The organism is Pontimicrobium sp. MEBiC01747, assembly GCF_053601635.1.
In genome coordinates, this window is record NZ_JBSHNS010000538.1 from 1 (window position 1) to 24,248 (window position 24,248).

The 24,248-nt window shown below is 29.7% G+C and carries 21 protein-coding genes and 1 pseudogene; 13 read left to right on the plus strand and 9 right to left on the minus strand.

The window, feature by feature from the left end; genetic code table 11:
* From ACVC2P_RS17470 to ACVC2P_RS17480, 3 genes and pseudogenes are all read right to left on the minus strand, one after another.
* Window positions 1–288: pseudogene (locus ACVC2P_RS17470) on the minus strand (DUF418 domain-containing protein); the annotation flags it as partial.
* Window positions 289–738: 450 nt separating this feature from the next.
* Window positions 739–1,113: a DUF2200 domain-containing protein gene (locus ACVC2P_RS17475; RefSeq protein WP_452599733.1), complete on the minus strand. Its 375-nt coding sequence runs from the start codon at window positions 1,111–1,113 to the stop codon at window positions 739–741.
* A gap of 457 nt (window positions 1,114–1,570) precedes the next feature.
* Window positions 1,571–2,242 carry an RNA polymerase sigma factor gene (locus ACVC2P_RS17480; protein WP_452599734.1) on the minus strand — a complete coding sequence of 224 codons (672 nt, stop codon included), beginning with the start codon at window positions 2,240–2,242 and terminating at the stop codon, window positions 1,571–1,573.
* 122 nt (window positions 2,243–2,364) lie between these two features.
* Between ACVC2P_RS17480 and ACVC2P_RS17485 the strand changes: the two genes are divergently transcribed.
* The gene (locus ACVC2P_RS17485; RefSeq protein WP_452599735.1) at window positions 2,365–2,748 is read left to right on the plus strand and encodes a hypothetical protein; all 384 of its coding nucleotides are present in this window, start codon (window positions 2,365–2,367) and stop codon (window positions 2,746–2,748) included.
* 487 nt (window positions 2,749–3,235) lie between these two features.
* Here the strand turns inward: ACVC2P_RS17485 and ACVC2P_RS17490 are convergent, their stop codons facing one another.
* Window positions 3,236–4,138 (minus strand): T9SS type A sorting domain-containing protein, encoded by a 903-nt coding sequence (locus ACVC2P_RS17490; protein ID WP_452599736.1) that lies wholly within the window; start codon window positions 4,136–4,138, stop codon window positions 3,236–3,238.
* A 263-nt stretch (window positions 4,139–4,401) separates the two neighbouring features.
* On the opposite strand from ACVC2P_RS17490, the gene ACVC2P_RS17495 reads away from it, so the two are divergent.
* From ACVC2P_RS17495 to ACVC2P_RS17520, 6 genes are read left to right on the plus strand one after another with little or no spacing between them, the layout of a single operon-like run.
* A complete protein-coding gene (locus ACVC2P_RS17495) occupies window positions 4,402–4,818 on the plus strand; it encodes a thioredoxin family protein (RefSeq protein ID WP_452599737.1) in 417 nt (138 codons plus the stop codon).
* The gene (locus ACVC2P_RS17500) at window positions 4,818–5,813 is read left to right on the plus strand and encodes an FAD:protein FMN transferase (RefSeq protein ID WP_452599738.1); all 996 of its coding nucleotides are present in this window, start codon (window positions 4,818–4,820) and stop codon (window positions 5,811–5,813) included. Before ACVC2P_RS17495 ends, ACVC2P_RS17500 begins: the two co-directional genes overlap by 1 nt.
* Complete coding sequence (locus tag ACVC2P_RS17505; RefSeq protein ID WP_452599739.1) at window positions 5,814–6,023, plus strand: DUF4266 domain-containing protein; 210 nt, start codon at window positions 5,814–5,816, stop codon at window positions 6,021–6,023.
* Entirely contained in the window at window positions 6,014–7,465 is a 1,452-nt protein-coding gene (locus tag ACVC2P_RS17510; RefSeq protein WP_452599740.1) for a DUF3570 domain-containing protein, read from the plus strand. Before ACVC2P_RS17505 ends, ACVC2P_RS17510 begins: the two co-directional genes overlap by 10 nt.
* A gap of 32 nt (window positions 7,466–7,497) precedes the next feature.
* Window positions 7,498–8,259, plus strand: coding sequence for a hypothetical protein (locus ACVC2P_RS17515; protein ID WP_452599741.1), 762 nt, complete (start codon window positions 7,498–7,500; stop codon window positions 8,257–8,259).
* A 25-nt stretch (window positions 8,260–8,284) separates the two neighbouring features.
* The gene (locus tag ACVC2P_RS17520; protein WP_452599742.1) at window positions 8,285–9,010 is read left to right on the plus strand and encodes an outer membrane beta-barrel protein; all 726 of its coding nucleotides are present in this window, start codon (window positions 8,285–8,287) and stop codon (window positions 9,008–9,010) included.
* An 89-nt stretch (window positions 9,011–9,099) separates the two neighbouring features.
* On the opposite strand, the gene ACVC2P_RS17525 is transcribed toward ACVC2P_RS17520, so the two are convergent.
* Window positions 9,100–11,472: a hypothetical protein gene (locus ACVC2P_RS17525; protein WP_452599743.1), complete on the minus strand. Its 2,373-nt coding sequence runs from the start codon at window positions 11,470–11,472 to the stop codon at window positions 9,100–9,102.
* Between the two features lie 94 nt (window positions 11,473–11,566).
* Window positions 11,567–12,691 carry a 2-amino-4-hydroxy-6-hydroxymethyldihydropteridine diphosphokinase gene (folK, locus tag ACVC2P_RS17530; protein WP_452599744.1) on the minus strand — a complete coding sequence of 375 codons (1,125 nt, stop codon included), beginning with the start codon at window positions 12,689–12,691 and terminating at the stop codon, window positions 11,567–11,569.
* Between the two features lie 75 nt (window positions 12,692–12,766).
* Between folK and ACVC2P_RS17535 the strand changes: the two genes are divergently transcribed.
* From ACVC2P_RS17535 to rpsU, 4 genes are all read left to right on the plus strand, one after another.
* Window positions 12,767–13,474: a queuosine precursor transporter gene (locus ACVC2P_RS17535; RefSeq protein WP_452599745.1), complete on the plus strand. Its 708-nt coding sequence runs from the start codon at window positions 12,767–12,769 to the stop codon at window positions 13,472–13,474.
* A 98-nt stretch (window positions 13,475–13,572) separates the two neighbouring features.
* Complete coding sequence (locus ACVC2P_RS17540) at window positions 13,573–16,251, plus strand: AsmA family protein (RefSeq protein ID WP_452599746.1); 2,679 nt, start codon at window positions 13,573–13,575, stop codon at window positions 16,249–16,251.
* A 100-nt stretch (window positions 16,252–16,351) separates the two neighbouring features.
* Window positions 16,352–16,975: a LysE family transporter gene (locus ACVC2P_RS17545; protein WP_452599747.1), complete on the plus strand. Its 624-nt coding sequence runs from the start codon at window positions 16,352–16,354 to the stop codon at window positions 16,973–16,975.
* Window positions 16,976–17,066: 91 nt separating this feature from the next.
* Entirely contained in the window at window positions 17,067–17,261 is a 195-nt protein-coding gene (gene rpsU, locus ACVC2P_RS17550; protein WP_452599748.1) for a 30S ribosomal protein S21, read from the plus strand.
* 162 nt (window positions 17,262–17,423) lie between these two features.
* Here rpsU and ACVC2P_RS17555 read toward each other — a convergent pair whose 3' ends face one another.
* Window positions 17,424–18,218: a DUF2797 domain-containing protein gene (locus tag ACVC2P_RS17555; protein ID WP_452599749.1), complete on the minus strand. Its 795-nt coding sequence runs from the start codon at window positions 18,216–18,218 to the stop codon at window positions 17,424–17,426.
* A 42-nt stretch (window positions 18,219–18,260) separates the two neighbouring features.
* On the opposite strand from ACVC2P_RS17555, the gene ACVC2P_RS17560 reads away from it, so the two are divergent.
* Complete coding sequence (locus ACVC2P_RS17560) at window positions 18,261–19,775, plus strand: GH3 auxin-responsive promoter family protein (protein ID WP_452599750.1); 1,515 nt, start codon at window positions 18,261–18,263, stop codon at window positions 19,773–19,775.
* A 319-nt stretch (window positions 19,776–20,094) separates the two neighbouring features.
* On the plus strand, window positions 20,095–21,702 hold the full coding sequence (locus tag ACVC2P_RS17565; protein ID WP_452599751.1) for an OmpA family protein: 1,608 nt from the start codon (window positions 20,095–20,097) through the stop codon (window positions 21,700–21,702).
* Window positions 21,703–22,195: 493 nt separating this feature from the next.
* On the opposite strand, the gene clpX is transcribed toward ACVC2P_RS17565, so the two are convergent.
* Together clpX and clpP are read right to left on the minus strand one after the other, a co-directional pair.
* Window positions 22,196–23,428 carry an ATP-dependent Clp protease ATP-binding subunit ClpX gene (clpX, locus tag ACVC2P_RS17570; RefSeq protein WP_452599752.1) on the minus strand — a complete coding sequence of 411 codons (1,233 nt, stop codon included), beginning with the start codon at window positions 23,426–23,428 and terminating at the stop codon, window positions 22,196–22,198.
* Window positions 23,429–23,489: 61 nt separating this feature from the next.
* Window positions 23,490–24,164 carry an ATP-dependent Clp endopeptidase proteolytic subunit ClpP gene (gene clpP, locus ACVC2P_RS17575; RefSeq protein ID WP_452599753.1) on the minus strand — a complete coding sequence of 225 codons (675 nt, stop codon included), beginning with the start codon at window positions 24,162–24,164 and terminating at the stop codon, window positions 23,490–23,492.
* Window positions 24,165–24,248: the final 84 nt, after the last annotated feature.

Sequence of the window (24,248 nt, forward strand, 5' to 3'; positions counted from 1 at the left end):
GGAAAATGACAGTGTATTGTCATCTAACATTTTTAAAGCTTGCATTGAAATTCCTAATCCGAAAAGTAAAGAGAAGATAGGAAAGAATTTAGTATAAAAAAATAACTGGAGAATTTTCTCTGAAATTAGATCTATATTTGATGTCCATTGTTTTGCAAATTCATCTTGGTTAAGAAAGGTAGAATTCATTATTACAATATTGACTACAAAAATTCCGAGAATTGCAAATCCTCGATATAGATCTAATAAATCAATTCTTTTTTTTGCTTTAGTTGGTTTTTCGTTCAATTTAAGGTTGTTTTTTTGTATCACATTTAAATTGTTTGTGATAAAATCTCATTGTATATTTCTGCAACTAATTTAGCTAATACGGATAGAATAGAAAATCTTAAAGGTTTTTTGAGAACTCTACATTGGAGATAAAATTGGAGATAAAAATTTCGCCACTTGATGATGAAATATAAGCAGAAGTATGATAAAGTTTACTTCTCTATTTATTTAAAGATTCTTTCTTACTAATACTAAACTCAAAAAAAGGAGCTAGCTTAAAATAATTAAAAGAGTTTTTATCTTCTAATTGTTTTTTGAATAACAAATCTCTCTTAAGCCGTTAGCCTCATTAAAAGTTACTATGTAATTATATTCTTCAGGGTATTTGTCAAACCCAAACTCTATTTTATTTTTTAGGCTAATATTGTATAGCGTGGTGGGCAAACGAGTTTTAATGCAGTGTAGGTTTTATTTTTCTTTACGTAAAATTTTTTCCATTTTACGGCCTCTTGCCAATTCATCAATAAGCTTTTCCATACGTCTACATTGTTTATACAATTCAAATTCATCCTCTATTTCTTCAATTCGATAACCACAAACGACTCCTTTAATTAAATGCGCGTTTGGATTTATTTTAGCTTTTTGAAAAAATGTCTTAAAGGTTACTTTTTCATCTATAAGTACTTGTAAATCATCTTGATTATAACCTGTAAACCATTCAATTACTTGGTTAAGCTCTTCTTTTGTTCTACCATTTTTCTCCAATCTATTAAGGTAAAGTGGATAAATGGATGCAAATATCATACTGGCAACCTTTTCATTCTTTTCGGCTGTAACTTTCATTTTTTATTGATTTTTTTAACTGATTCAACTAACAATACTGTGCATGTCTAGCTATTTACGAGTACAAAATTAGTTTTTTGTAATACAATATAATAAATTGTAATAAAACATTCTACACGCAGCCATTAGTAGTCACTAATTATACACGACTTAAGTTAGTTTTTTAATATAAATACCAAGTGTAGCAAGATGCTTTAAAACAACTTACATTATTAGTGGTAATACACAAAAACAGCACAAATATTCGTTGGTTATCTATGCGTTTATAAGTCATTGAATGATTTTCCTATATTCCATTTATTCTTTATACTCTTCAGGAAGAATGGTGATGAAATTAGAGCTGGTTCGTTTTTAATTTCTGCAGCATCAAAAAACACCTTTAGGTTTTTCGTTTTTTAAGACCAATACTTTGTGGCTTGTTTTTTCAATTAATAGCATTTTTATTTAATCCTTTACGTTATATATTTTTCATTACATTTTCAGTTATTCGGTCGCAATGGCTAAAGCCAAATTCAAAAATATCCTTGGTGCTCGATAGTTTATAAAGTATTTCTTTGAGCATATCCTTTGCTCGATGTAATCTTATTTTTACATTGGCAAGACTAATATTTAAAGTTGTTGCTACTTCCTTTAAACTCATTTCTTCCACTTCTTTCATTATATAAACCGTTCTATATTTTAATTCCAATTGGTCAATAGCATTTTCCAACAGTTGCTTTGCTTCTTTTTGAGCCATTTTTTCTTGCGGGTTTAATTCTTTGTGGTCTAGTAGTTCTAAAACAAAATCATCATCGGTGTTTTGGTTGAAACTATTTAAATGCAGTGTTTTATCTTTCTTTTTTAATTCTGCTAACGATTCGTTAATAGCAATACGAATTAACCAAGTTGAAAATTGAGACTGTAAATTAAACTGGTGTAATTTGGTATATGCTTTTATATAGCTATTCTGCATTACATCTTCAATCTCGGTTTCATCTTTAAGGTAACTTCTAATAATTCGATACAGTTTTTGGTTATTACGCCTTACCAAGATTTCATACAGTTCCTTCTCACCACTTAAAATACGCTGTATTACGGCCTCTTCTTTTATTTTATGGTTGTTGTAATCATTAATATTTATTGCTTCCATTTCCTGTTTGCTTTTCCTTTTAGATGCTGAAACTAAAAAAAAGATACAAAATTCTGTATCCTTTTTTTGATTATACCATCAAAAGGAGGTAACAACTTTTTAACACTTAAAATTTTCAGATTATGAACTCGAATGTACAATTAGTAAAAACTCTTTTAAAATACACTTTTGTGCTTGTCCCTATTGTGGCTGGACTAGACAAGTTTACCAACATTTTAACAGATTGGTCTCAATATCTTTCAGAGGGATTTGCAGGAATGTTACCTTTTGAGTCATCTACATTTATGATGATTGTTGGCTTTATTGAAATTGTAGCAGGTGTGCTTGTTTTAACCAAAACAAAAACTGGTGCTTATGTCGTTTCTGCTTGGTTAATAGCAATTGCACTAACTTTAATTTTTAGCTGGTCTTATGTAGATGTGGCTGTTAGGGATTTAGTGATGGCCATTGCTGCTTTTTCTTTAGCTAAACTCTCAGAAGTGTCCTTTGATAAAGCCAAGAATTAATATGACAAAATTTAAAGAAAACACACTCTTTGCAAAAGAAAAGTAAACAATTCTAATCATCACGTAACGGACGAAAACCCGTTGCGCGATGATGATTTAAAGATTAAGTTAATTGCAGAGAAATTTAAGGATATCGTAGAAATATTAGGTTTTGGTCTTACTAATATATAGTGTAAGAGGTTCTGTTATTTAAAAGCAAGTTAAAACACCCTAGAACTAACTAAAAAAATACAAACCAAAAATGTACAAATATGTGCCATTGAATAAGCCAAACAGTCCACTATGCATAATACCTTCTCTCCATAACCAGAAACTACTTATGTATTGGTTTTTGACAATGAAGAAAAAGGTATTACACAAGAGGTTTTTAGTGCTAGCGGTATACTGTAGAAATTCCTCAATTTGGCACTAAACATCTCTGTAAACTCTATGTTGTTTTGGTTTAGGAATTAAAGCGCCTAATTAATAAAACATATTATATACTTATTTATATAACTATTTTCTTTGTAATTACTCCTTTACTACACCTAGCTTTTACAATATAGACACCTTTATTTAAAGTAGATAAGTTAATAGTATGGTTAGGCATTTTATCATTAACATTTTTTGTTTTTACAAGTTTACCACTTATTGTAAATATTGATAATTTTAAATACTCTATGTTTATTATTTTTAGCTCTTTTGTTTTATTATAAAAATAGATTCCGCTATTAATTGACTCATAAGAGCTCACAGATAATATGCTACTATCTATTGTTAATTGTAATAATGGTGTTTGATTACTATAACTTCCTACTGCTGGTGCTGCACCTGTATACCCTCTAGCATATATTACGGCATTATCGCCTAAATTATTAACTAAAAAAGAAGGCGATTCTCCACACCCAAAGAAACCGCCTAATGCATCATCATAATTATTTTCGAAATAAATAAGAAGATTAGATGTGCCATCGTATACAAAAGGCGTCATTAAATTTATAGTTGTCCATTCGTGTGGAGATCCTGTACCACGAAGCCAAGTAACATCTCCCTCAAAAACTTTTGTCATTGTATTAGCATCTGGTCTATTTGTAGAAGTAAATGAATTTGCAGATGTTAACATTATATAAACTTTTTGATTGGTTGCTGTATCAAAACTACAAGCGCTGCTTCTACAATCTGCAATAAAAGAAATTGCTGTTATTAAACCTTGATTTGTATAATTAATGTCTGATGCTTTATAAATTATACTACTCCAACTATTCTGGCCAGAAAAGCCATTATAATTTGCTGGAGCTAAACTCGATGTAGAACTCCCACATAAAGGATTATTACCAATTGTAAATGTAGTAGTTTGAGCAAACATAATTCCTGTAATTAAGTAAAATGCAAAGGTTGTAATTTTTTTCATTGTCTTTTGTTTTAACTGTTTCTCACAGTTATATTATTCTTAATAATTAAACTTTATTTTATAATAAAAAGTAACCTCCTAACTATCAATCAACAAACTTTTAAACCTTTGTTAAATCAACCAATTTTTTAAAAAAAATGTAAATAAATTTGTTCTATTTAGTCTTGGAGATTACTTTTGCCAAAAATACTATTATTATTTAGACTAAATAAAAATAATGTTTTTTTTATTAAAAAAAATTAACGTCTTAACATCAATAGCTTATGAAATTCATGATTGTTTTATCCCTATTCACTTTACTTTTCTCTACTAAATGGCACACAAATCTGGAAGAAGGAATCCAAGAAATAAAAAATACGGATAAAAACATTCTTCTAGTTTTTTCAGGTTCTGATTGGTGCAAACCATGTATTCAACTTAAGGAAAATGTTTTTCAATCTGAAGCTTTTAAAAGTGTAGCTTCCCAAAAATTTGCTCTTGTTAATATCGATTTTAAAAGAGATCAGAAAAACACATCTAAAGACATTATACAATACAACGAATCTATTGCTGAAAAATATAATCCAAATGGTTTTTTCCCTTACGTTCTAATTTTAAATCAACAAGGAGAAGTTATAAAATCCATAGAAGGATACAAAGGGGAAACTTCTAATTATTATATAGATTCTTATTTAAAATAATGGCATTAAAACATTTACAAACCATCATAGTTGCAACAATTATGATGTTCTCTCTTATAGTTAATGCTCAAGATATCTATAAAAAAAATGCCAAACTAATGGGTGTTGATTTTCAATTTGCTGTCGTGGCAAATTCTAAAAAAGAAGGTGAGTATTTTTTACAGGTTGCAATAGATGAAGTAAAACGAGTTGAAGCACTTATATCTTCATGGAATGATAACTCTCAAACTTCATTAATTAATAAAAACGGAGGTAAAAAAGCTGTAAAAGTAGACATAGAATTATTTAACCTCATAAAACGTAGTAAACATATATCAAAATTAACAGATGGGCACTTTGATATTTCTTTTGCTTCTATTGATAAAATATGGTATTTCCATAAACCTTTAGTTACAGTTCCAGATAGTATAGCTATAAAAAAATCAATACAATACATTAATTATAAAAATATCATTTTAGATGATAAGACTCAAACTGTTTTTTTAAAAAAAGAAGGAATGAAAATTGGTTTTGGGGCCATAGGTAAAGGTTATGTTGCAGAGAAAGTAAAAGAAAAATTAAAAAGTGTAGGGGTTACAGCTGGTCTTATAAATGCATCAGGAGATATTAGCTGTTGGGGAGATCATCCTATAACAAAAACATGGAAAGTAGCAATTACTAATCCTGACAAAACAAAGAACGATTTAGCATCTTTTGATTTGTATAACTCATCTGTTGTTACTTCTGGTAATTACGAAAATTACGTAACTATAAACAATAAACGTTACTCACATATTATAAACCCAAAAACAGGTTGGCCTTGTCAAGGCATTAAAAGTGTTACTGTATTTTCTATGAATGCTGAATTAGCAGATGCCTTATCAACAACAGTATTTGTTATGGGGAAAGACAAAGGCTTAAACCTAATAAACCAATTAAAAAATATAGAGTGTTTAATTGTTGATGACAACAATAATATGCATTACTCAAAATCTTTAAAAACGAAATTTAATTAAATGAAATACTTAATTGTACTATGCCTAACCATTTTGTGTGTTAGCTCGTGTAAACCCATAAAGGCTTATCAAAAACAACATTTAAATGACGAGGATATGCAACTATCGTCAAGCGCAATAGAACGTTTCGAAATTAATTTTCAAAATTACCGCGAAGGTGCATCTGGTGCTAATGGTGGAAAAACAGGAGGAGGATGCGGATGCAACTAAAATATATTTTATTTACGGTATTATTTATAGGTTTTTATAATGTTTGTCTCTCTCAAGAAACAGTAAAACAACTTCCGCCAACAGAAGTTAGTATTCTATACAACTATTATGAACAAGATGGTAATAATGGAGCGGTAACAGGTGGCCTTGGTACTGAAGCTTTAAAAAACTCCTCACCTATTGTAATTATTAATGCTCCTTTAAGCGAAACAAATGCTATATCTGTATCTGCTGGTATAGATTATTACACCTCAGCATCTAGTGCCAATATAGATAAATACTCTACTGGAGCTAGCTCTAATACAGAATCTGCAATTTCTGCAAAAGATGTTCGTAAACACATCTCTTTAGATTATTCTGAATTTAATACAGAAAATAATACAACTATAGGGTTTGGAGCTGGTTACTCTAAAGAGTATGATGTTACCTCAATTAATTTTGGGATTAATTGGAGTAAGAGCTTCAACAACAATAATCAAAAATTATCTATAAAAGCTAATATGTTTATAGATCGTTGGTTATTAATTTACCCCGGAGAAATTAGAAATCCTAACTCTAATAATGGCTATGACGATGATGAGGATGATGACGATGATGAGGATGATGACGATGACGATGATAACGACGATAATGATGATAACGATGACAATGATGACGATGATGACAATGATGACGATGATGATGATGATGATGATGACGAAGATGACGACGATGATGATGATAAAAGAAGTTATTCTAATAAAGATGATGACGATGATGATGAGTATGGTAACGCCAACACTTCCAATGTTGATTTTGAAAAAGACACGAGATATACTTACAATATTGGAATAGATTTTCAAACCAATATTACTAAGCGACTTAACTTTGCTACTATTTTAGATCTTACATACCAAAACGGAATTTTATTTACACCTTTTCATAGAGTATACTTTAATGATGGTATAACTAATGAAGAAGATAAAATTGTAAGAGTAGAAAGTCTACCAAGAAGCCGTGTAAAAATGGCATTAGGTTTTAGAGCTAATTATTTTTTAACCAATAGAGTCATTACACGCTTATATTATAGATATTATTATGACACTTTTGGTTTATATGGGCATACTTTTAATATAGAAGTTCCTTTAAAACTAACTCCTTCTATAACATTTTATCCTTTTTTTAGATACCATTATCAAGATGATAACGACTATTTTCAACCATACGGGCAACATGATTTAAATGCTATTTATTACACATCTGATTATGACTTGTCTACTTTTTCAAGCACTAAAGCTGGATTGGGTATAAAGCTTTCCCCTCCAAAAGGCATTTTTAGCTTTAATACTTCTAGCTCAAATCGATTTAGGATGAAACTTCTTGAGTTTAGATATGGCCACTATAAAAGAACAACTGGTTTAAGTGCAGATTCATTTACGCTTAATACAAAGTTTACTTTTTAACATAGATCTATAAAATTGTTATACACAAAACCATGAGACAATTACATGTATTCCTTTTATTCTTTTTTTTATTAATTATCTCTTGTTCTAAACGAGATTTAGATGTTATTTATAATGGAGATACAACAATAACCAACCCTAATTTAGGTTCAGGTAATGAAGATGAGGAGGAGGAGGAGAATGAAGAAGATGAGGAAGATGAAACTATAACTATTGTTGGAGAAAATTATATATGCGGTTCTTCTATAACTTCATTTGTACCTGCTCGATATAACGGTTTTGGAATAAACAGCTGGTCTGTGGTTATTTATAGAGCCGAGAATATAGATTACGATAGTAGCGGTACAATAACATCTTTAAGCTACCTAATAGACTGTAAATCTGGCGCTTGCGAAGCCTCTCCAGTAACAAACCAACGTATCTTTTTTAAACTAACAACCGAAGATACTATTACCTCTACAAGTTACCCAAACATAGACAGTATGACTGAAGTCTATAATGGAAACATTATATGGAAAGCGGGTACGACCATAGATTCTAGCTGGACAGATATAGAGCTAAACACTCCTTTTGTTTACGATGGGAGTTCAAACATTATGGTATATTTTGAAAATGGCAACGCAGATACTGTAGGCAGTATTTTAAGTTGTGTTGGAGAAACACCTGCTTTCCTTTGGGACTATCTAGGAGAAAACAGATCGTTACATGCCACCTATAACACAACACCATCTACTCCAGCCAGTACTCCTACTATAGATACATTAACACCAATTACAAGATTCACCTTTAATTAACTCTACTTTAAAAGGTAATAGCTCTATGAAAAATTCTATAACAAAATACATTCTATATATATTATTGCACGTTTCTATTATACTAAACGCTCAAAACAAGTTTTATCTTGCGGGAGAGTTAGAAGGGGGACAGCTTTCTACATCTTACAACTCGATTAGCAAGTTAAACACTTCTACTCCATCTGTAGTTAGTTCAGAACGAAATAATATGGCTATAAAAGTGTCTATTTCTGGAATAGTAGATTTTAAAAACAAGATATCTGCTGAGCTAGGAATTAGTCAAAATATTAGGTTTTGGAATTTAGAAGGGCAAAAACTAAATAATAACCTTATAGTTAAACATCGCTTATGGTATACTTCTATTTTTTTAGGCGGATGGTATGAGCTTCCTATACTCTCAAAATCATCTAAGTTTCAAATATATGGTGGTTCACGTTTTTCTTTAGATTTTTTAAATTTTGATTCTGTTAATGACTCCGATGGTAGTGATGACAACTATGTGATTTCTTCCACAAAACAGTCTAAAACAACTAGTATAACTATAATCCCTGAGATTGGCTTGAAAGGAACTTTTAAAAATGGAGATCAATGGTTATTAGGTATTAAATATTATGTTCCCATAAACGCCAATCTTATTGAAGGTACAATAAAACATTATGTAAATAATAATTTAAATGAAACCATTAATTATAAGTCAACAGGTCAAGTTTTAGCTGCTTCATTTAGATACAATTTTAAATGGGTTAAGTAATTATTTTTCAGCATACTAAAAACATTACTATTTAAGCTAACCATGGCTTCAACATTCCTAAACGTTTTATTTCTACTACAACATACTATTTAGTCTAAAAAAACACTACTACTAATCAATTTTCCATGTTCCGTATAACCTTGAATAACAAACATTTTTCTATTATTAGCTTCATTGTTCTTTATCTTAAAAACAGTTTCTCCTAATGCATTAGTTACTAAATTAGGTTTCCAGTCTATTTCTTGATTTTCTGTTCCCGTGGCATAATTATAAAGTGGACTATAATATTTTTTAGATTTATCGTATCCGTTTTTAAAAACATAGTGTTTAAATACTTCTTTAATCCCTTTTTTATAGTTTTCTGTTGTAAAAATGGCAATTCTATCGTATGGATGTTTTGGTCCAGCACCATGGTTAAATGCAACAGTTTTTATATTTTCCATTTTAATTTCCCCTACTTGTGTTAGACTCATTACATTTACTCCTGGTTTTCTAAGGTCAATACCATCTAAAATAACAGCTGTTAAGAACCGATATATTCGTCCACCTATTGATCTTGGTATATTATCGGACAATTGCTCTCTACCTAGTTCATCAACAATAATTTTAAGTCCTCTATCTTCTCTTAAATACACTTCTAGTGTTAAATTGTTTTTAATGTATTTTTCTGGAATATCTAACTCGTTAAAGGCTCCTAAGTCAAAAACTTGTTTTCTATATTTATCTATAAATGCTTTATCTAAAACTCCTTTTACAACTTTCCGCTTTCCTTTTATCTCAACCTCATCAAGCTTATTTATACCTTTTATATTTAAATTCCCCACTTTTTGTTCTTCTGTATACACTTTTTCAAATTTTGAATACCGTTTTTGAAAATAGTATGCTAATTTATCTTTATTAACCATAACTGTATCAAAAGATATATTTCTTGGCTTTTCAAAAAAGTTAACTCCAGTTCCCTTTAAAAACGAAAGCTTAATTGAATCTCCTTTAAACACAAGTAAATTTTTAAATTTAAAATCGTGCTTACCATTTAAAAAAGTTTCAGTTACTATTTGATTATTTTTTGATAATAATGCTAATACATTAGATTTTAAAGGTGTTACACTGCCTTTTAAACTAAATCCTTGTTCAAAATTATATTTATTTTTAGGTCTTATTTTTTTTATATAAGTATCTGTTGTGTATGCCTCCCAACCTTGAGTAAGCAATAAGATATCTATATGTTGTAATCTATTTTTATTGTCCTCATTAAAATAATAAGCTGGATTTTCTACATAACCCTTTACATAAGGTGTTAGTAAAAATGCACTTTCAATAGTAGCAGTTTGCAAATAATTGCTACTCTCACGTAGCACAGACAAACTCGTATTACTATTTACTTTAGCGTCTTTTAATTTTAATTTATAAATTATAGAATCATTTTGTGCCGTTAACTTACTTAAAATGACTTCTTGTTTTTCTGTTTTTTTATAAACAAAGAATTTTCGTTCAAGAATAGGGGTACTTTCTTCAAAAACCGTAACTGTATTTACTCCACTAATAAAACCTGCTTTAGGTACGCTAAATTTAATAGCAGATGTATCTACAATATTTACTCCTACATAATCTACCAACTTACTGTTTTGATGAAACAAAAGTGTATAGTTTTTTTTAGCTTCTTTTACAGATTTTAAATTGGTTTTTAATTCTAAGTTTAAAGTTGTCTCTGTAGATTTTGTAGTATTTAAAACAACCCCTTTAGATTTTGCTTTAGGTATTTTAACATTAATTATTGTATCGTTTGTTTTAAATTCTGCTGTATAGTTCTCTGAAGGTAAATAATAAAAATCCACCTTGCACATTCCTAAATGTTCATTTGAAAATTGTGCGACTTTCTTTTTTTCTGAATCTAAAATTCTACCTGTATAATTAACGCTTCTTCCATTTAGTAAAGCTTTTAATCCCAAAGTATTCTCTACACCCTCAAGTAAATATCCTCCTTGTGGAAATACCTGAACATCATAATTTGCTATAGCTACTGTATTTTCTATTATTTCATCAACTATTTCTATTTTTTGAAGACACTTATTTTCTTCTCCAAAGTTTTTCATGTAATTCGTATTGGCTTGAATATAATAATTGCCTCCTTTTATATCTCCAAATAGTTCAAATTGTCCATTTCCTACTCCGTTTTTAATAAGTACGTTTTGAGTACTTACTAGTTTGCCTAATTCTGAAAATAGACTTACATATAGCAGCGTTGTTTTGTTAGAGGGCTTATTATTGTCGGTAGCAACATAAGCTTTAAACCAAATAACATCATTTATTAGATATTTAGTTTTATTAGTGTGTACAAAAACTTTTTCGAAAATTAGTTTTTCTTTTTGAAACGTTTCTAGAATAGGTTTTACAGGTGTGTTTTGAGCATAATTGATGGTAATAAAAAATAAGGTAATAATTAGAGTAAAATGTGTTTTCATTTGATTGATGAATTTTCAAGGAAACATCAATTATCCCGCCAAAAACACAGGTACTCAACTGTTTTTAACAAAAATATTACAATCAACAATAAAATCACTCACAAATCTGATCTAAAACCCAAAGATAGTCAGCACGGTTATTCACAAAATCTTTATTAGAAATATCTATAATTTTGATATTGAGTTCGGTTTGATTTTTTAAAAATTCTAAATACCCTGAATTAATTTTTTCTAAATATTCGCTTTCAATATTTTGCTCATAGTCGCGACCACGTTTTTTAATATTTTCTTGGAGTCTTTGGGTATTTTGATAAAGATATATATAAAGTTCTGGCTTAGCTATCTCTTTATACATAAGATAGAACAACTTCCTGTATAGTTTAAACTCATCTTCCTGCAGTGTTATTTTCGAAAAAATTAATGATTTAAACACATCGTAATCGCTTACTATAAAATCTTTAAACAAATCTAATTGTGCTAAATCGTCACTTAACTGTTGGTAACGATCTGCTAAAAAAGACATTTCTAAAGTAAAAGCATAACGCTGTTTGTCTTCATAAAATTTTGGTAGAAATGGATTATCCGCAAAGCGTTCTAAAATAAGCTTTGCATTATAATCGTTAGATATTTTAGTTACTAAACTTGTTTTCCCTGCACCTATGTTCCCTTCTATAGCGATATAGTTATACTTAGAAAAATCATGCGTTTTACTTGGGTTTTTTAGCCATATGTTAATAGGTTCTAAAACACTTTCGTCCTCACATCTCCCCAATAACTCTAACACTGTTGTATTATATTTTTCATGTTTAAATTTAGCAGCAATGTCTTTTAATGGCTCTAATACAAATTTGCGTTTATGGAGCTCTGGGTGCGGTACTTGTAATGATTTTGTATTAACCGTTTTTTCTTCATAAAACAAAATATCTAAATCTATAGTACGCGCTTCGTAGCCTGCAGTTTGTGTACGTACACGCCCTAGTTTTTTCTCAACAATTAATAATTCTTGTAATACCTCTTCTGCTTCTAAATGTGTTTCTATACCAATACAAGCATTATAAAAATCATCACTCTCAAAACCATAAGCTGGAGACTTATATACTTTAGAAATTGTTTTTATTGCTCCAACAGAAGTGTAAATAGCATCTATAGCGAGTTGCAAATTTTTAAACTTGTCTCCTTTATTGCTTCCTAACGATATGTATACTTTATTAAACTGCATCTATAAGTGCGGCAAAATAATGAAAAGTAAATGTATTCTTTTATATTTACTACAAGTATTTATTAACCATTTTCAATGAACATAAAAGATAAACTTGCTGCACAACGTATTTACCTTTTTTTAGGAGCGCTTTTCATAACGTCTTTAGTTGTTTCTAATCTTATTTTTCAAAAGTTCTTTTATTGGTATCCTCTAGACATTGAAATTTTTGGAGCTAAGCTTTTTGAAATCTCTGTTGGCATTTTACCTTACCCTATTACGTTTTTAATTACAGATTTAATTAGTGAAATATATGGTAAAAAGCGTGCTAACGATGTCGTTATAGCTGGTGTGTTTGCTTCTGTTTTTTCTTTATTAATTATTTTCGCAGCCCAAGCTGTTCCTGCAACATCATGGTCTTATGTTAATGACGATATGTTTTCTACTGTTTTTGGAAATTCTTCTATTGCTGTTTTTGCTAGTATGCTTACTTATTTGTTTGCACAGTTTATAGATATTCATATATATCATCGTATAAAAAAGGCTACTAAAGGCAAACATTTATGGTTACGAAATAACCTCTCAACTTGGTTTTCTCAATTTGTAGACACCTTTACTATTTTAATTTTACTCTCTACTTTTGGTATTATAGACTGGAGCAACTTTAAGGGCCTTTTAATAAGTGGTTTTTTATTTAAAGTATTTGTAGCCTTATTCGATACCCCATTTATATATCTAGGCGTTTTTCTTTTTAAGTTAAGATTTAACGTAAATGCAACAAATGATGAAATAGACTTATTGTAAATTTGCTCAATAAAAAAACTATTTACATTATTGATACGTAAATAATTAATGTAATCGTAGATTAAATTACCTAACATAAGCCTACATACCTTATCTAAATGAAAAAAATATTAAAAATTACTGGAATATCTTTACTCGTTATTATTATCCTGCTAATTACAGCGCCTTTTATTTTTCAATCTCAAATAAAAGATATGGTGCGTAATTTTATAAATAACAGTGTTAATGCTAAAGTAGAATTTGCAGATGTTAACTTAAGTTTTTTAAGTAGCTTCCCGCAAGCCAACGTAACTGTTGATGAATTAAAAATAACCAACTTTAAACCTTTTGAAGATGAAACTTTAGCCACTGTTAAATCTTTGTCTTTTGACATGTCTGTTTCTGAGTTATTTAAAACCGCAAGTGAAGGCCCTGTAATTGTTAATGCAATAGCTGTAAATGAAGCATTGGTTACTTTAAAAACAAATAAGTTTGGAGATGTTAATTATGATATTGCTAAAAAAGATGATAAAGCGACTTCCAAAACAGAATCGAAATCTGGTGGTTTTACTTTAGATATTAAAGATTATAATATAAAAAATAGTGTTTTAAACTATATAGACGAGCTTGCTAAAACGCATATTTCAATTACCGAATTAAACCACAATGGTAATGGTACGTTCTCTGAAACCGTTTCAGAATTAAACACTAAAACTAATGCTAACATTAGTTTTAAAATGGATAGCACAGAATATTTAAGTAATAACAAAATAAATTTAGAGGCAATTATTGGCCTAGATTTAGAAAATAATAAATATACTTTTAAAGACAATAAAGCTGTATTTAATAATTTACCTTTATTCTTTAAGGGTTACGTACAGCAATTAGATAACGGACAAGATGTTGATATTACTTTTGAAAACACAAACAGTTCCTTTAATGACTTTTTCGCGTTATTACCTGCTGCATATACTAAAAACATTAGCAACATAGAAACCACAGGAAATTTTAATGTTAATGGAACAATTAAAGGTCTTGTTACAGACGAAACTATCCCTACTTTAGATATTAACATTACTTCAAAAAATGCCGCTTTTAAATATCCTGATTTACCCAAGCGTGTTGAAAACATTAACATCAATGCAGCCATAAAAAATACAACAGGTAAAACCGATGATACTTATGTTGATTTAAAAGCTTTAAATTTTAAAATAGACCAAGATGTTTTTAAGTCGTCTGCGACACTAAAGAATCTTACAAAAAACATTGCTATTGATGCCCATATAGATGGTATTTTAAACTTAGAAAACATTACAAAAGCTTATCCTATAGAATTAGAAAACGAATTAAGTGGTATATTAAAGGGGAATTTAAATACTGCTTTTGATATGAAAGCTTTAGAAACAAATGCTTATGACCGTATTAAAAACAATGGTAATGTAAGTATTAGTGATTTTAAATTTTCTTCTAAAGATATTGTAAACCCTATTAACATCTCTAAAGCAGATATTAATTTTAAGCCAAAAACTATAAATTTAGAAAGATTCGACGCCACCTCTGGAACTACAGATTTAAATGCTAATGGAACAATTAACAACTTATTAGGTTTTTTATTAAGCGACAAGAAACTTAAAGGAAACTTTAATGTGCTATCTAACACCTTTAAGGTAAGTGATTTCATGGTTGAAGGCGGCTCAGATCAGCCAGTAAATCAAAGTACAGAACCTGGTGATGCGTTAAAAATACCTGCATTTTTAGATTGTACTATTAATGCAGATGCAAAAACCGTATTGTATGATAATTTAACGCTAAAAGATGTAAAAGGCACATTAATTATTAAAGATGAACAAGCTAATTTGCAAAATGTAACTTCTAGTATTTTTGATGGAAACCTGTCTATGAGTGGCTTGGTAGATACTAAAACAAAAACACCTAAGTTTAATATGGATTTAGGCATCTCTAACTTTGACATCTCTAAATCTTTTAACGATTTAGATCTATTTAAAAGTTTAGCCCCTATAGCCAAAGCCTTGCAAGGTAAATTAAACAGTAGCATATCTCTTTCTGGAGATTTAGGAGACGATTTTACGCCTGCTTTAAATACAATTTCTGGAGGTGCTTTAGCAGAGTTATTAACTACAAAAATAGAACCCAAAAATGCAGAAGTATTTAATGCTTTAAAAGGCGCTATTAATTTTATAGATTTCGATAAGTTAGATATAAAAGACATACAAACACACTTAAAATTTAATAACGGAAAAGTTGATATTTCTCCTTTTAACTTTAATTATAAAGATATAGGTATTACCGTAGGCGGTTCTCATGGTTTTGATCAATCTATGGATTACAATCTTGTATTAGACGTTCCTGCAAAATATCTAGGAAGTGATGTAAATCGTTTAATAGGTAAAATTAACAACCCAGAAGTTAATAAGGTATCTATTCCTGTAAAAGCAAATATTGTTGGTAGTTTTACAAAACCCAAAGTGTCTACAGACCTTACTAGTGGGGTTAGCAATTTAACAAAACAACTTATAGAAATAGAAAAACAGAAGTTAATAAATAATGGTAAAGATAAAATTACAGATATACTAGGAGATGCATTAGGAGGGAATAAAGGTAATGACTCTACAAAAACAACAAACAACTCTATAAAAGAGGTTTTTGGAAATATCATTAAAGGAAACAAAACTAAAAACGATTCTACTACCACAGACTCTAGTAATACAAAAAGTAATATTGTTAAAGACGTTTTTGGCATTTTTGGTAAAAAGAAGAAAAAGGACAAACAAAATTAATCTCATTTTTTATTTATTCTACTAGATTAAATTATTCTTTTTCTTAAAAATAAAAAGATTTCTATTGTAAGGCTTTAGTTACTCATACAACTAAAGCCTTATGATTTTAATATATTTTATAATAGGTATTTTGGCAGCATTTATTGGAGCGATTCCTCTTGGTGCTTCTAATATTATTGTAATAAACACAACATTAAAACAGAATGCTAAACAAGCCTTTAAAATAGCCGTTGCTGCTGGAGTAGCCGAAGTAGTATTGTCTTTTTACGCTTTACATTGTAATACCTTTGTAAAACACTTTATAGAACGAAACCAATGGATTCAATTAATGATAATATTTATATTACTTTTTGTTGGTGGTTTTTTGTTCTTTAAAAAACAAAAAGAGAAAGCAAAAAATAAACAAAGCATTACCAGTTCTAAATATTTAACAGGTTTTTTATCTGGTATTTTAAACCCGCCTGTATTAGTCTATTGGTTAGTTGCTATTGGTTTTATTAACGAAAGCCTATACATGCTATCATTAGAATCATCTTTAGCAATTTTATTTTTATTTTTTACAGGAGTATACTTTGGTAAATTGCTTACCTTATATTTATACAGTAAATTTAGCTTAATCATAAAAAGCAAAGTACAGAATATCTCTTTGGTTTTAAATAAAGTAACAGGTGTTTTACTTATATTTATAGCCATAATTAATGCAGTAAAACTTTATTTAATATAATTTACATAAAAAAAACAATAGCTATTGTGTAAATTAAAAGTTATATGTATTTTTGCAACCTGAAATTTAAGAACACACATAATTTATACATATGTTAAGAATTGAAATTAAAGACGGAGAAAATATAGAACGCGCACTTAAACGTTACAAAAGAAAACACAGAAACGTTAAAGTGATGCAAAACTTAAGAGAAAACCAGTTTTTCACTAAGCCTTCTGTAAAAAACAGACGTCAGATACAAAAAGCTTCTTACATTCAAAGTTTAAGAGACGCAGAAAACGTATAATTAGTATATCTAATTTTAGTGTTTTCTTTTATATATAACCTTACATTAAATAATGTAAGGTTTTTTTGGTTTGTAGCATTTCAAATATAAAATTACTATAGACAAAAAGAGTCGTAGCAATTTATAGTGTACGACTCTTTTTCTTCATTACAGGTTTATGTATTATGCAACACTAATAGAAACAACATAACCTTCGTTTCCTCTAATATTAAAAACGGTATCATCTTCAAAAATAAGATACTGCCCTTTAATACCTTTTAACACGCCTTCGTAAGTTGGAGTCTTCTTTAAGTTTAAGCTTTTAGGTTTTAGTGGATATTGCTCTACGGGAAACTGCAAATGTGTTTCCTCATTATTTTCAATATAATATGGTTTAGCTTCTGCAGGGATATATTCTTTTAATCGCTCTCTCCATTCTGGTAAGCTTTCATCTTCCCCATCATTTTTTAACATTTTTCGCCAATTCGTTTTATCGGCAACATGATCTTTTAAAGCAACTTCTGTTATTCCTGCCAAATACCTATTTGGCACTTCTACTATTTCTATAGCTTCATGAGCTCCTTGATCTATCCATCGTGTAGGTACTTGCGTTTTTCTGGTAACGCCCACTTTAACATTACTAGAATTTGCTAAATACACAATATGAGGTTGTAGTTGTGCTCGCTTTTCGTATTCTAAATCTCTATCCTCTTTATCTAAATGAGCCGTACTTAATTCGGGACGCATGATCCAGTCTGCCGCTTGTGGCACTTCAAAAAAACAACTTTTACAAAAACCTTGTCTATATATAGGTCTATTTAAGCTACAATTTAAGCATTGATGTTTGATAAACTGAAAGCGTAGTGACTTATTTATCAATTGATTCATGTTTAGGAAATCATTTTCAAACACTAAGTAATATTGTATAGGCTTGGCAAACTCCGTTTCCATTTTTCTTAAAACACCTTGGTAAGTCATAAAAAAAAGTCTTATTTTTATTGCTCAAAGATACTATAAAATATGCCAATTCCTTTAGTAAACTCTATTGCTTCCTGGTTTTTAAAAAAACGTTTTCATCAAATAGAATTATTTTTAAAGTATCCTAATGAAGTGCAAGAAGAACTTCTTTTCTCTTTATTAGATAAAGCTAAAGACACGCAAATTGGAAAAGAATACGATTTTGCATCTATAAAAAGCTATAGCACTTTTGCCGAACGTGTTCCTGTAAAAAACTATGAAAAATACCAAGATATTATAGAACGCGCTAGACAAGGCGAGCAAAATATTTTTTGGCCAAGCCCAATTAAATGGTTTGCAAAATCTAGTGGTACAACTAGTGCTAAAAGTAAATTTATTCCTGTTAGTCCAGAATCTCTTGAAGATTGCCATTATGCAGCCAGTAAAGACTTACTGTGTATGTACCTTAATAATAATGAGGGCTCTCAATTGTTTACAGGTAAGGGACTAAGGTTAGGTGGAAGCAAAGAACTTTATAAAGAAAACGGAACTGTCTTTGGGGATTTAAGCGCTATTTTAATTGATAATATGCCTTTTTGGGCAGAGTTTAGCAGCACCCCAAGTAGTAAAGTCTCTTTAATGAGTGAATGGGAAACAAAAATGCAAGCTATAGTTGATGAAACTATTAACGAAAATGTAACTAGTTTGGCAGGAGTACCCTCTTGGATGTTGGTTTTATTAAACAACGTTTTAGAGTCTACGGGTAAAAATAATATTTTTGATATTTGGCCAAACTTAGAGGTCTATTTTCATGGAGGCGTTAGTTTTACACCATATAGACAACAATACAAAAACATTTTACCAAATAAATCTTTTAAATATTATGAAATCTATAATGCTTCAGAAGGTTTTTTTGCAATACAAGACAGAAATAACTCTAGCGAATTATTATTAATGTTAGATTATGGAATTTTTTACGAATTTATTCCTATGGAAACCCATGGTACTCCAAATGAAAAAGTGATTCGTTTAAGTGAAGTAGAACAAGGCAAAAACTACGCTGTTTTAATAACAACTAATGCTGGCCTTTGGAGGTATAAAATTGGAGACACCGTTCGTTTTACCTCTATTAACCCATATAGAATTAAAGTTTCTGGCCGAACAAAACATCATATAAATGTATTTGGTGAAGAACTTATAATAGAGAATGCAGAAGATGCTTTAAAAAAAGTTTGCAAAAAAACTAAATCGGAAATAGTAGACTACACTGCTGCTCCAATATTTATGGAAGGTAAAGAAAAAGGAGGGCATGAATGGCTTATAGAGTTTAAAACACCCCCTAAAGATATTAACTATTTTAATGAGTTATTTGATAATGCTTTAAAATCATTAAATTCTGATTACGAAGCTAAACGTTACAATAACATTACTCTCAATAAACCACAAATTAATATCGCAAGAGAACAACTTTTTTACGATTGGTTAAAACAGAATAACAAACTAGGTGGTCAACACAAAGTACCAAGATTATCTAATTCAAGACAATATATTGATGAGCTTTTAAAACTGAATCTGTAGCTTATTTACCGTTCGTCGATGAACGAATAGTCATCTACAACTAAAATCACCGACAAAATGCAACTTCTATCGTTATGTGTTTTTTAACAAAAAACACCAATGAAAAATTCTTATAAAAAATCGATTTAATAAAGATATTTTTTAATAAAAAAGGCATTTTGATGAAAAAAATTTAATAAAAAAAGTCTTAAACACATCTATCGACAAACGGCAATCTTCATTTTTTAACAAAACGAATATTCATGCTTTTAGTCTAATAAATTGCAGATAACTTACAGTCTTGTAGTAATTTCGACGCGTAAATAAAATTCTATTACTAATGAAAAACTACATTTTAATTTTCGCTTTCTTATTCTCAGTAAGTTTTGCTTCTGCTCAAGATTCTTCAGAAGACTTATTAACTGATAATTTAGTTAATGGATTAAATGTTTCAAATTCTAAAGATATTATTAATACTAATGGATTTGAGTTCACAACTTTTGATGCTGGTATTAATACTAAATTTTCTGAATTTGGTTCTGGTTTCTTTATGAACAAATTTATAATGGTATCATCTAAAAAATTAGGTGGTTTAGCTAAAGTAGATAAAAACACTAATGAAGGTTACAAAAACTTATTTTGTTTAGACGTAAAAAAGAATGGTTCTTTAAAATTACCATTATTATTTTCTAGAATTATTAATACAAGAGGGAGTGAAGGACAAGTATCTTTCTCACCAGATGAGAAGACAATGTACTTTACTAGAGCTACAGAAGATAATTCTATGATATATAAATTATATAAAGTTACTTTAGAAGAAGGATCTCATGGTAATTGGATTAACCAAGAAATGTTAGATATTGATGTAGAAGGTTACTCTTTTGAAAATCCGTATGTAAGTAAAACTGGTAAGGAATTATATTTTTCTTCTAACATGCCTGGAGGTTTAGGTGGTTACGACTTATATGTAGCAACAATTAAAGCAGACGGGACGTTAGACACGCCAAGAAATTTAGGGAATACTATTAACACTAAGTACGATGACAAATATCCATCTTTATCTTTAGATGGAGAGTACTTATATTTCTCTTCTAAAGGACACAGAAATATCGGTGGGTTTGATGTGTTTAAAAGTAAGATTACTAAAAAAGGATATAGAGCTCCTTTAAACTTAGGAAATACTGTAAATACAAAATATGACGAAGTTGCCTATTTTATGGCTTCAAACAATAAAGGTTATATAAGCTCTAACAAAGCATCTGGTAAAGGGAGTTATGACATATACAAGTTCTCTTTCGATATAGCAACTCAAAACATAAAAGGAAGAGTTTTAGATTTAGACACTCAAATACCTTTACCAAATACAGTAGTTATGTTACTTGATGAAGAAGGAGAAGAAATTGCTAGACAAACTACTGGTGATGATGCTACTTATAGTTTTGATGTTACTCCATTTGAGAACTATACAATTAAGACTACTAAAGATGGTTTTGACGATGCTTCAATAGCATTTACATCTAATAAAGGAGATGACACTACTTATAAAAAGAATTTAGAGTTAAATTCTACTAAAGCAGAAATTGTAGAAGTTGAAGATAAATTAATGATTTCTATAGAAAACATTTACTTTGACTATGCAAAATGGAGTATTAAGCAAGAATCTCAGATTTCTTTAAACAAAATATTAACGGTTCTTAATGAGAACCCTGAAATGAAAATTGAAATTAATGCACATACAGATAATAGAGGTAACAATAGTTACAACTTAAACTTATCTAAAAAACGTGCTGCTTCTGCAATGAAATATTTAATTGAAAAAGGAATTAATGCAGATCGTTTAATCTCTAATGGTTATGGAGAGACACAACCTTTAGTAGATTGTAAATCTAATTGTACTGATGAAGAATATCAAGCAAACAGAAGGATTGAATTTATTATCCTAGACTAAAAAATTATTTAGGATAGTATAGCTATTAATCATTCTTGAAAAAAACCACTTTTAATTCTATAATTGAAAGTGGTTTTTTGATTATTACAGTTCTACTAAGTTTTTAAATTAAGTACGTGAAGCTATTTATATGGCCGTATTATTAAGAAAGCCTTAAATCAATTATTTACGCACCAAAAGTAAAACCTTCTTTATAAATTGCGGTTTGCCTCTGCCTCTATTCCTTTTATTTTTTCCTTGAGATTAAGAGAAAGCACATAGCTTCGCTTCTACTATAATCTTAATTTATAGAGTTCCTCCACCTACCTATCTTGCATGATATATTAATTAAATGGGTATTCCATTTAACGTATTAATCAGGAAGCTTCTCTTCTTCCTCTAATTAACCTCAATTATGTTTTAATCGACTTCGCCTAACTATTTTTATAACTAAAAAAAGCCATTTCTATATAATATAGAAATGGCTTTATATTTAATACTATTTAAATCTTATTTACGAAACTGCTTTAAGTTTCTTTATTGTGGATTTAGATAATTTTTCTTCTGCATAAGCTTTAGTTATGCTCAACTTCTTAGTATCGCTTCCTGGAAGCTCAAACATGGCATCTGTTAATATTTCTTCACAAAGAGATCGCAGACCACGAGCACCAAGTTTATACTCTATTGCTTTGCCTACTATAAACTCTAAAGCTCCTTCTGTAATATTAAGCTCAATCTCATCCATTTTAAACAGTTTTTTATACTGTTTTATAATGGCATTTTTGGGCTCTGTTAAAATAGCACGCAATGTGTCTCCATCCAATGGGTTCATGTGCGTTAACACAGGGAGCCTACCTATTATTTCTGGTATTAATCCAAAATCTTTTAAGTCTTTAGGTGTAATGTACTGCAACAAATTGTCTTGGTCTACCACATCTTCAGATATTGATGCGCTATACCCTACAGCTTGCATGTTTAATCGTTTAGAGATAACACGCTCAATACCATCAAAAGCACCTCCTGCTATAAATAAAATATTTTCTGTATTGACTTCAATAAATTTTTGATCTGGATGCTTACGCCCACCTTTTGGCGGAACATTAACCACAGTGCCTTCTAAAAGTTTTAATAACGCTTGCTGTACACCTTCTCCAGATACATCTCTTGTAATCGAAGGGTTATCACTTTTACGCGCAATTTTATCTATCTCATCTATAAATACAATACCTTTTTCTGCTTTTTCTAAGTTATAATCTGCAGCTTGTAATAAACGAGTTAAAATACTTTCTACATCTTCTCCTACATATCCAGCTTCGGTTAATACGGTAGCATCAACTATAGCTAAAGGCACGTTTAACATTCTGGCTACCGTTTTAGCCATTAAAGTTTTACCTGTTCCTGTTTGCCCTACCATAATGATGTTAGATTTTTGAATCTCTATATCATCGTTACTTGGTGGCTGTAATAATCGTTTATAATGATTGTATACAGCTACAGACATTACTTTTTTTGTAAACTCCTGCCCAATTATATACTCGTCTAAAAACCCTTTTATTTGCTGTGGCTTTCGTAATATAAGCTCTGCAGACAGCTCACTATTATCACTTTGCTTAGATTCTTCTAAAACAATACCATGAGCTTGTTCTATACAACGATCGCAAATGTGTGCATCTAATCCAGCTATTAACAAGCTGGTTTCAGGTTTTTTTCTACCACAAAACGAGCATTCTAATTCTTCCTTTGCCATTCTTTAATTATCTTAATCTGTGATTATTATTATTTTTAAAAACAATAATAATATTTGTTTTTTAATCACGAGTTAATATCTCGTCAATCATACCATATTCTTTAGCTTTATCTGCTTTCATCCAGTAATCACGATCACTGTCTTTATAAACTTTGTCGTAATCCTGTCCAGAATGCTTACTTATAATTTTATAAAGCTCTTCTTTTAATATTAAAATCTCACGTGCTGTAATTTCTATATCACTAGCCTGTCCTTGTGCTCCTCCTAATGGTTGGTGAATCATAACACGAGAATGTGTTAAACCACTACGTTTACCAGCTGCTCCTGCACATAATAACACAGCTCCCATAGAGGCTGCCATTCCTGTACAAATTGTAGCAACATCTGGTTTTATAAACTGCATTGTATCGTAGATACCTAATCCTGCATAAACGCTTCCTCCTGGTGAGTTAATATATATTTGAATATCCTTAGAAGCGTCTACACTTTCTAAAAATAATAATTGTGCTTGAATAATATTTGCAACTTGATCGTTTATTCCTGTTCCCATAAAAATGATACGATCCATCATTAAACGAGAGAATACATCAAAAATCGCAATATTCATTTGACGTTCTTCTATTATATTAGGTGTCAAGTTTGTAGGGTACATACTACTAATAATTTTATTGTAATACATGCTGTTAATCCCTTGATCTTTTATTGCAAACTTTTCGAATTCTTTTCCGTAATCCATATTTTAATTTTGTTTTATATTTAAACTAAAAGCGTTGAATTCTATATAGAATTCAACGCTTAAAGATAATGATTATTCTGTAAA

Excerpts from the sequence above, each read along its gene's own strand:
- ACVC2P_RS17475 (WP_452599733.1), bottom strand. The coding sequence starts at position 1,113 with ATGAAAGTTACAGCCGAAAAGAATGAAAAGGTTGCCAGTATGATATTT.
- ACVC2P_RS17480 (WP_452599734.1), bottom strand. The coding sequence starts at position 2,242 with ATGGAAGCAATAAATATTAATGATTACAACAACCATAAAATAAAAGAA.
- ACVC2P_RS17485 (WP_452599735.1), top strand. The coding sequence starts at position 2,365 with ATGAACTCGAATGTACAATTAGTAAAAACTCTTTTAAAATACACTTTT.
- ACVC2P_RS17490 (WP_452599736.1), bottom strand. The coding sequence starts at position 4,138 with ATGAAAAAAATTACAACCTTTGCATTTTACTTAATTACAGGAATTATG.
- ACVC2P_RS17495 (WP_452599737.1), top strand. The coding sequence starts at position 4,402 with ATGAAATTCATGATTGTTTTATCCCTATTCACTTTACTTTTCTCTACT.
- ACVC2P_RS17500 (WP_452599738.1), top strand. The coding sequence starts at position 4,818 with ATGGCATTAAAACATTTACAAACCATCATAGTTGCAACAATTATGATG.
- ACVC2P_RS17505 (WP_452599739.1), top strand. The coding sequence starts at position 5,814 with ATGAAATACTTAATTGTACTATGCCTAACCATTTTGTGTGTTAGCTCG.
- ACVC2P_RS17510 (WP_452599740.1), top strand. The coding sequence starts at position 6,014 with ATGCAACTAAAATATATTTTATTTACGGTATTATTTATAGGTTTTTAT.
- ACVC2P_RS17515 (WP_452599741.1), top strand. The coding sequence starts at position 7,498 with ATGAGACAATTACATGTATTCCTTTTATTCTTTTTTTTATTAATTATC.
- ACVC2P_RS17520 (WP_452599742.1), top strand. The coding sequence starts at position 8,285 with ATGAAAAATTCTATAACAAAATACATTCTATATATATTATTGCACGTT.
- ACVC2P_RS17525 (WP_452599743.1), bottom strand. The coding sequence starts at position 11,472 with ATGAAAACACATTTTACTCTAATTATTACCTTATTTTTTATTACCATC.
- folK (WP_452599744.1), bottom strand. The coding sequence starts at position 12,691 with ATGCAGTTTAATAAAGTATACATATCGTTAGGAAGCAATAAAGGAGAC.
- ACVC2P_RS17535 (WP_452599745.1), top strand. The coding sequence starts at position 12,767 with ATGAACATAAAAGATAAACTTGCTGCACAACGTATTTACCTTTTTTTA.
- ACVC2P_RS17540 (WP_452599746.1), top strand. The coding sequence starts at position 13,573 with ATGAAAAAAATATTAAAAATTACTGGAATATCTTTACTCGTTATTATT.
- ACVC2P_RS17545 (WP_452599747.1), top strand. The coding sequence starts at position 16,352 with ATGATTTTAATATATTTTATAATAGGTATTTTGGCAGCATTTATTGGA.
- rpsU (WP_452599748.1), top strand. The coding sequence starts at position 17,067 with ATGTTAAGAATTGAAATTAAAGACGGAGAAAATATAGAACGCGCACTT.
- ACVC2P_RS17555 (WP_452599749.1), bottom strand. The coding sequence starts at position 18,218 with ATGACTTACCAAGGTGTTTTAAGAAAAATGGAAACGGAGTTTGCCAAG.
- ACVC2P_RS17560 (WP_452599750.1), top strand. The coding sequence starts at position 18,261 with ATGCCAATTCCTTTAGTAAACTCTATTGCTTCCTGGTTTTTAAAAAAA.
- ACVC2P_RS17565 (WP_452599751.1), top strand. The coding sequence starts at position 20,095 with ATGAAAAACTACATTTTAATTTTCGCTTTCTTATTCTCAGTAAGTTTT.
- clpX (WP_452599752.1), bottom strand. The coding sequence starts at position 23,428 with ATGGCAAAGGAAGAATTAGAATGCTCGTTTTGTGGTAGAAAAAAACCT.
- clpP (WP_452599753.1), bottom strand. The coding sequence starts at position 24,164 with ATGGATTACGGAAAAGAATTCGAAAAGTTTGCAATAAAAGATCAAGGG.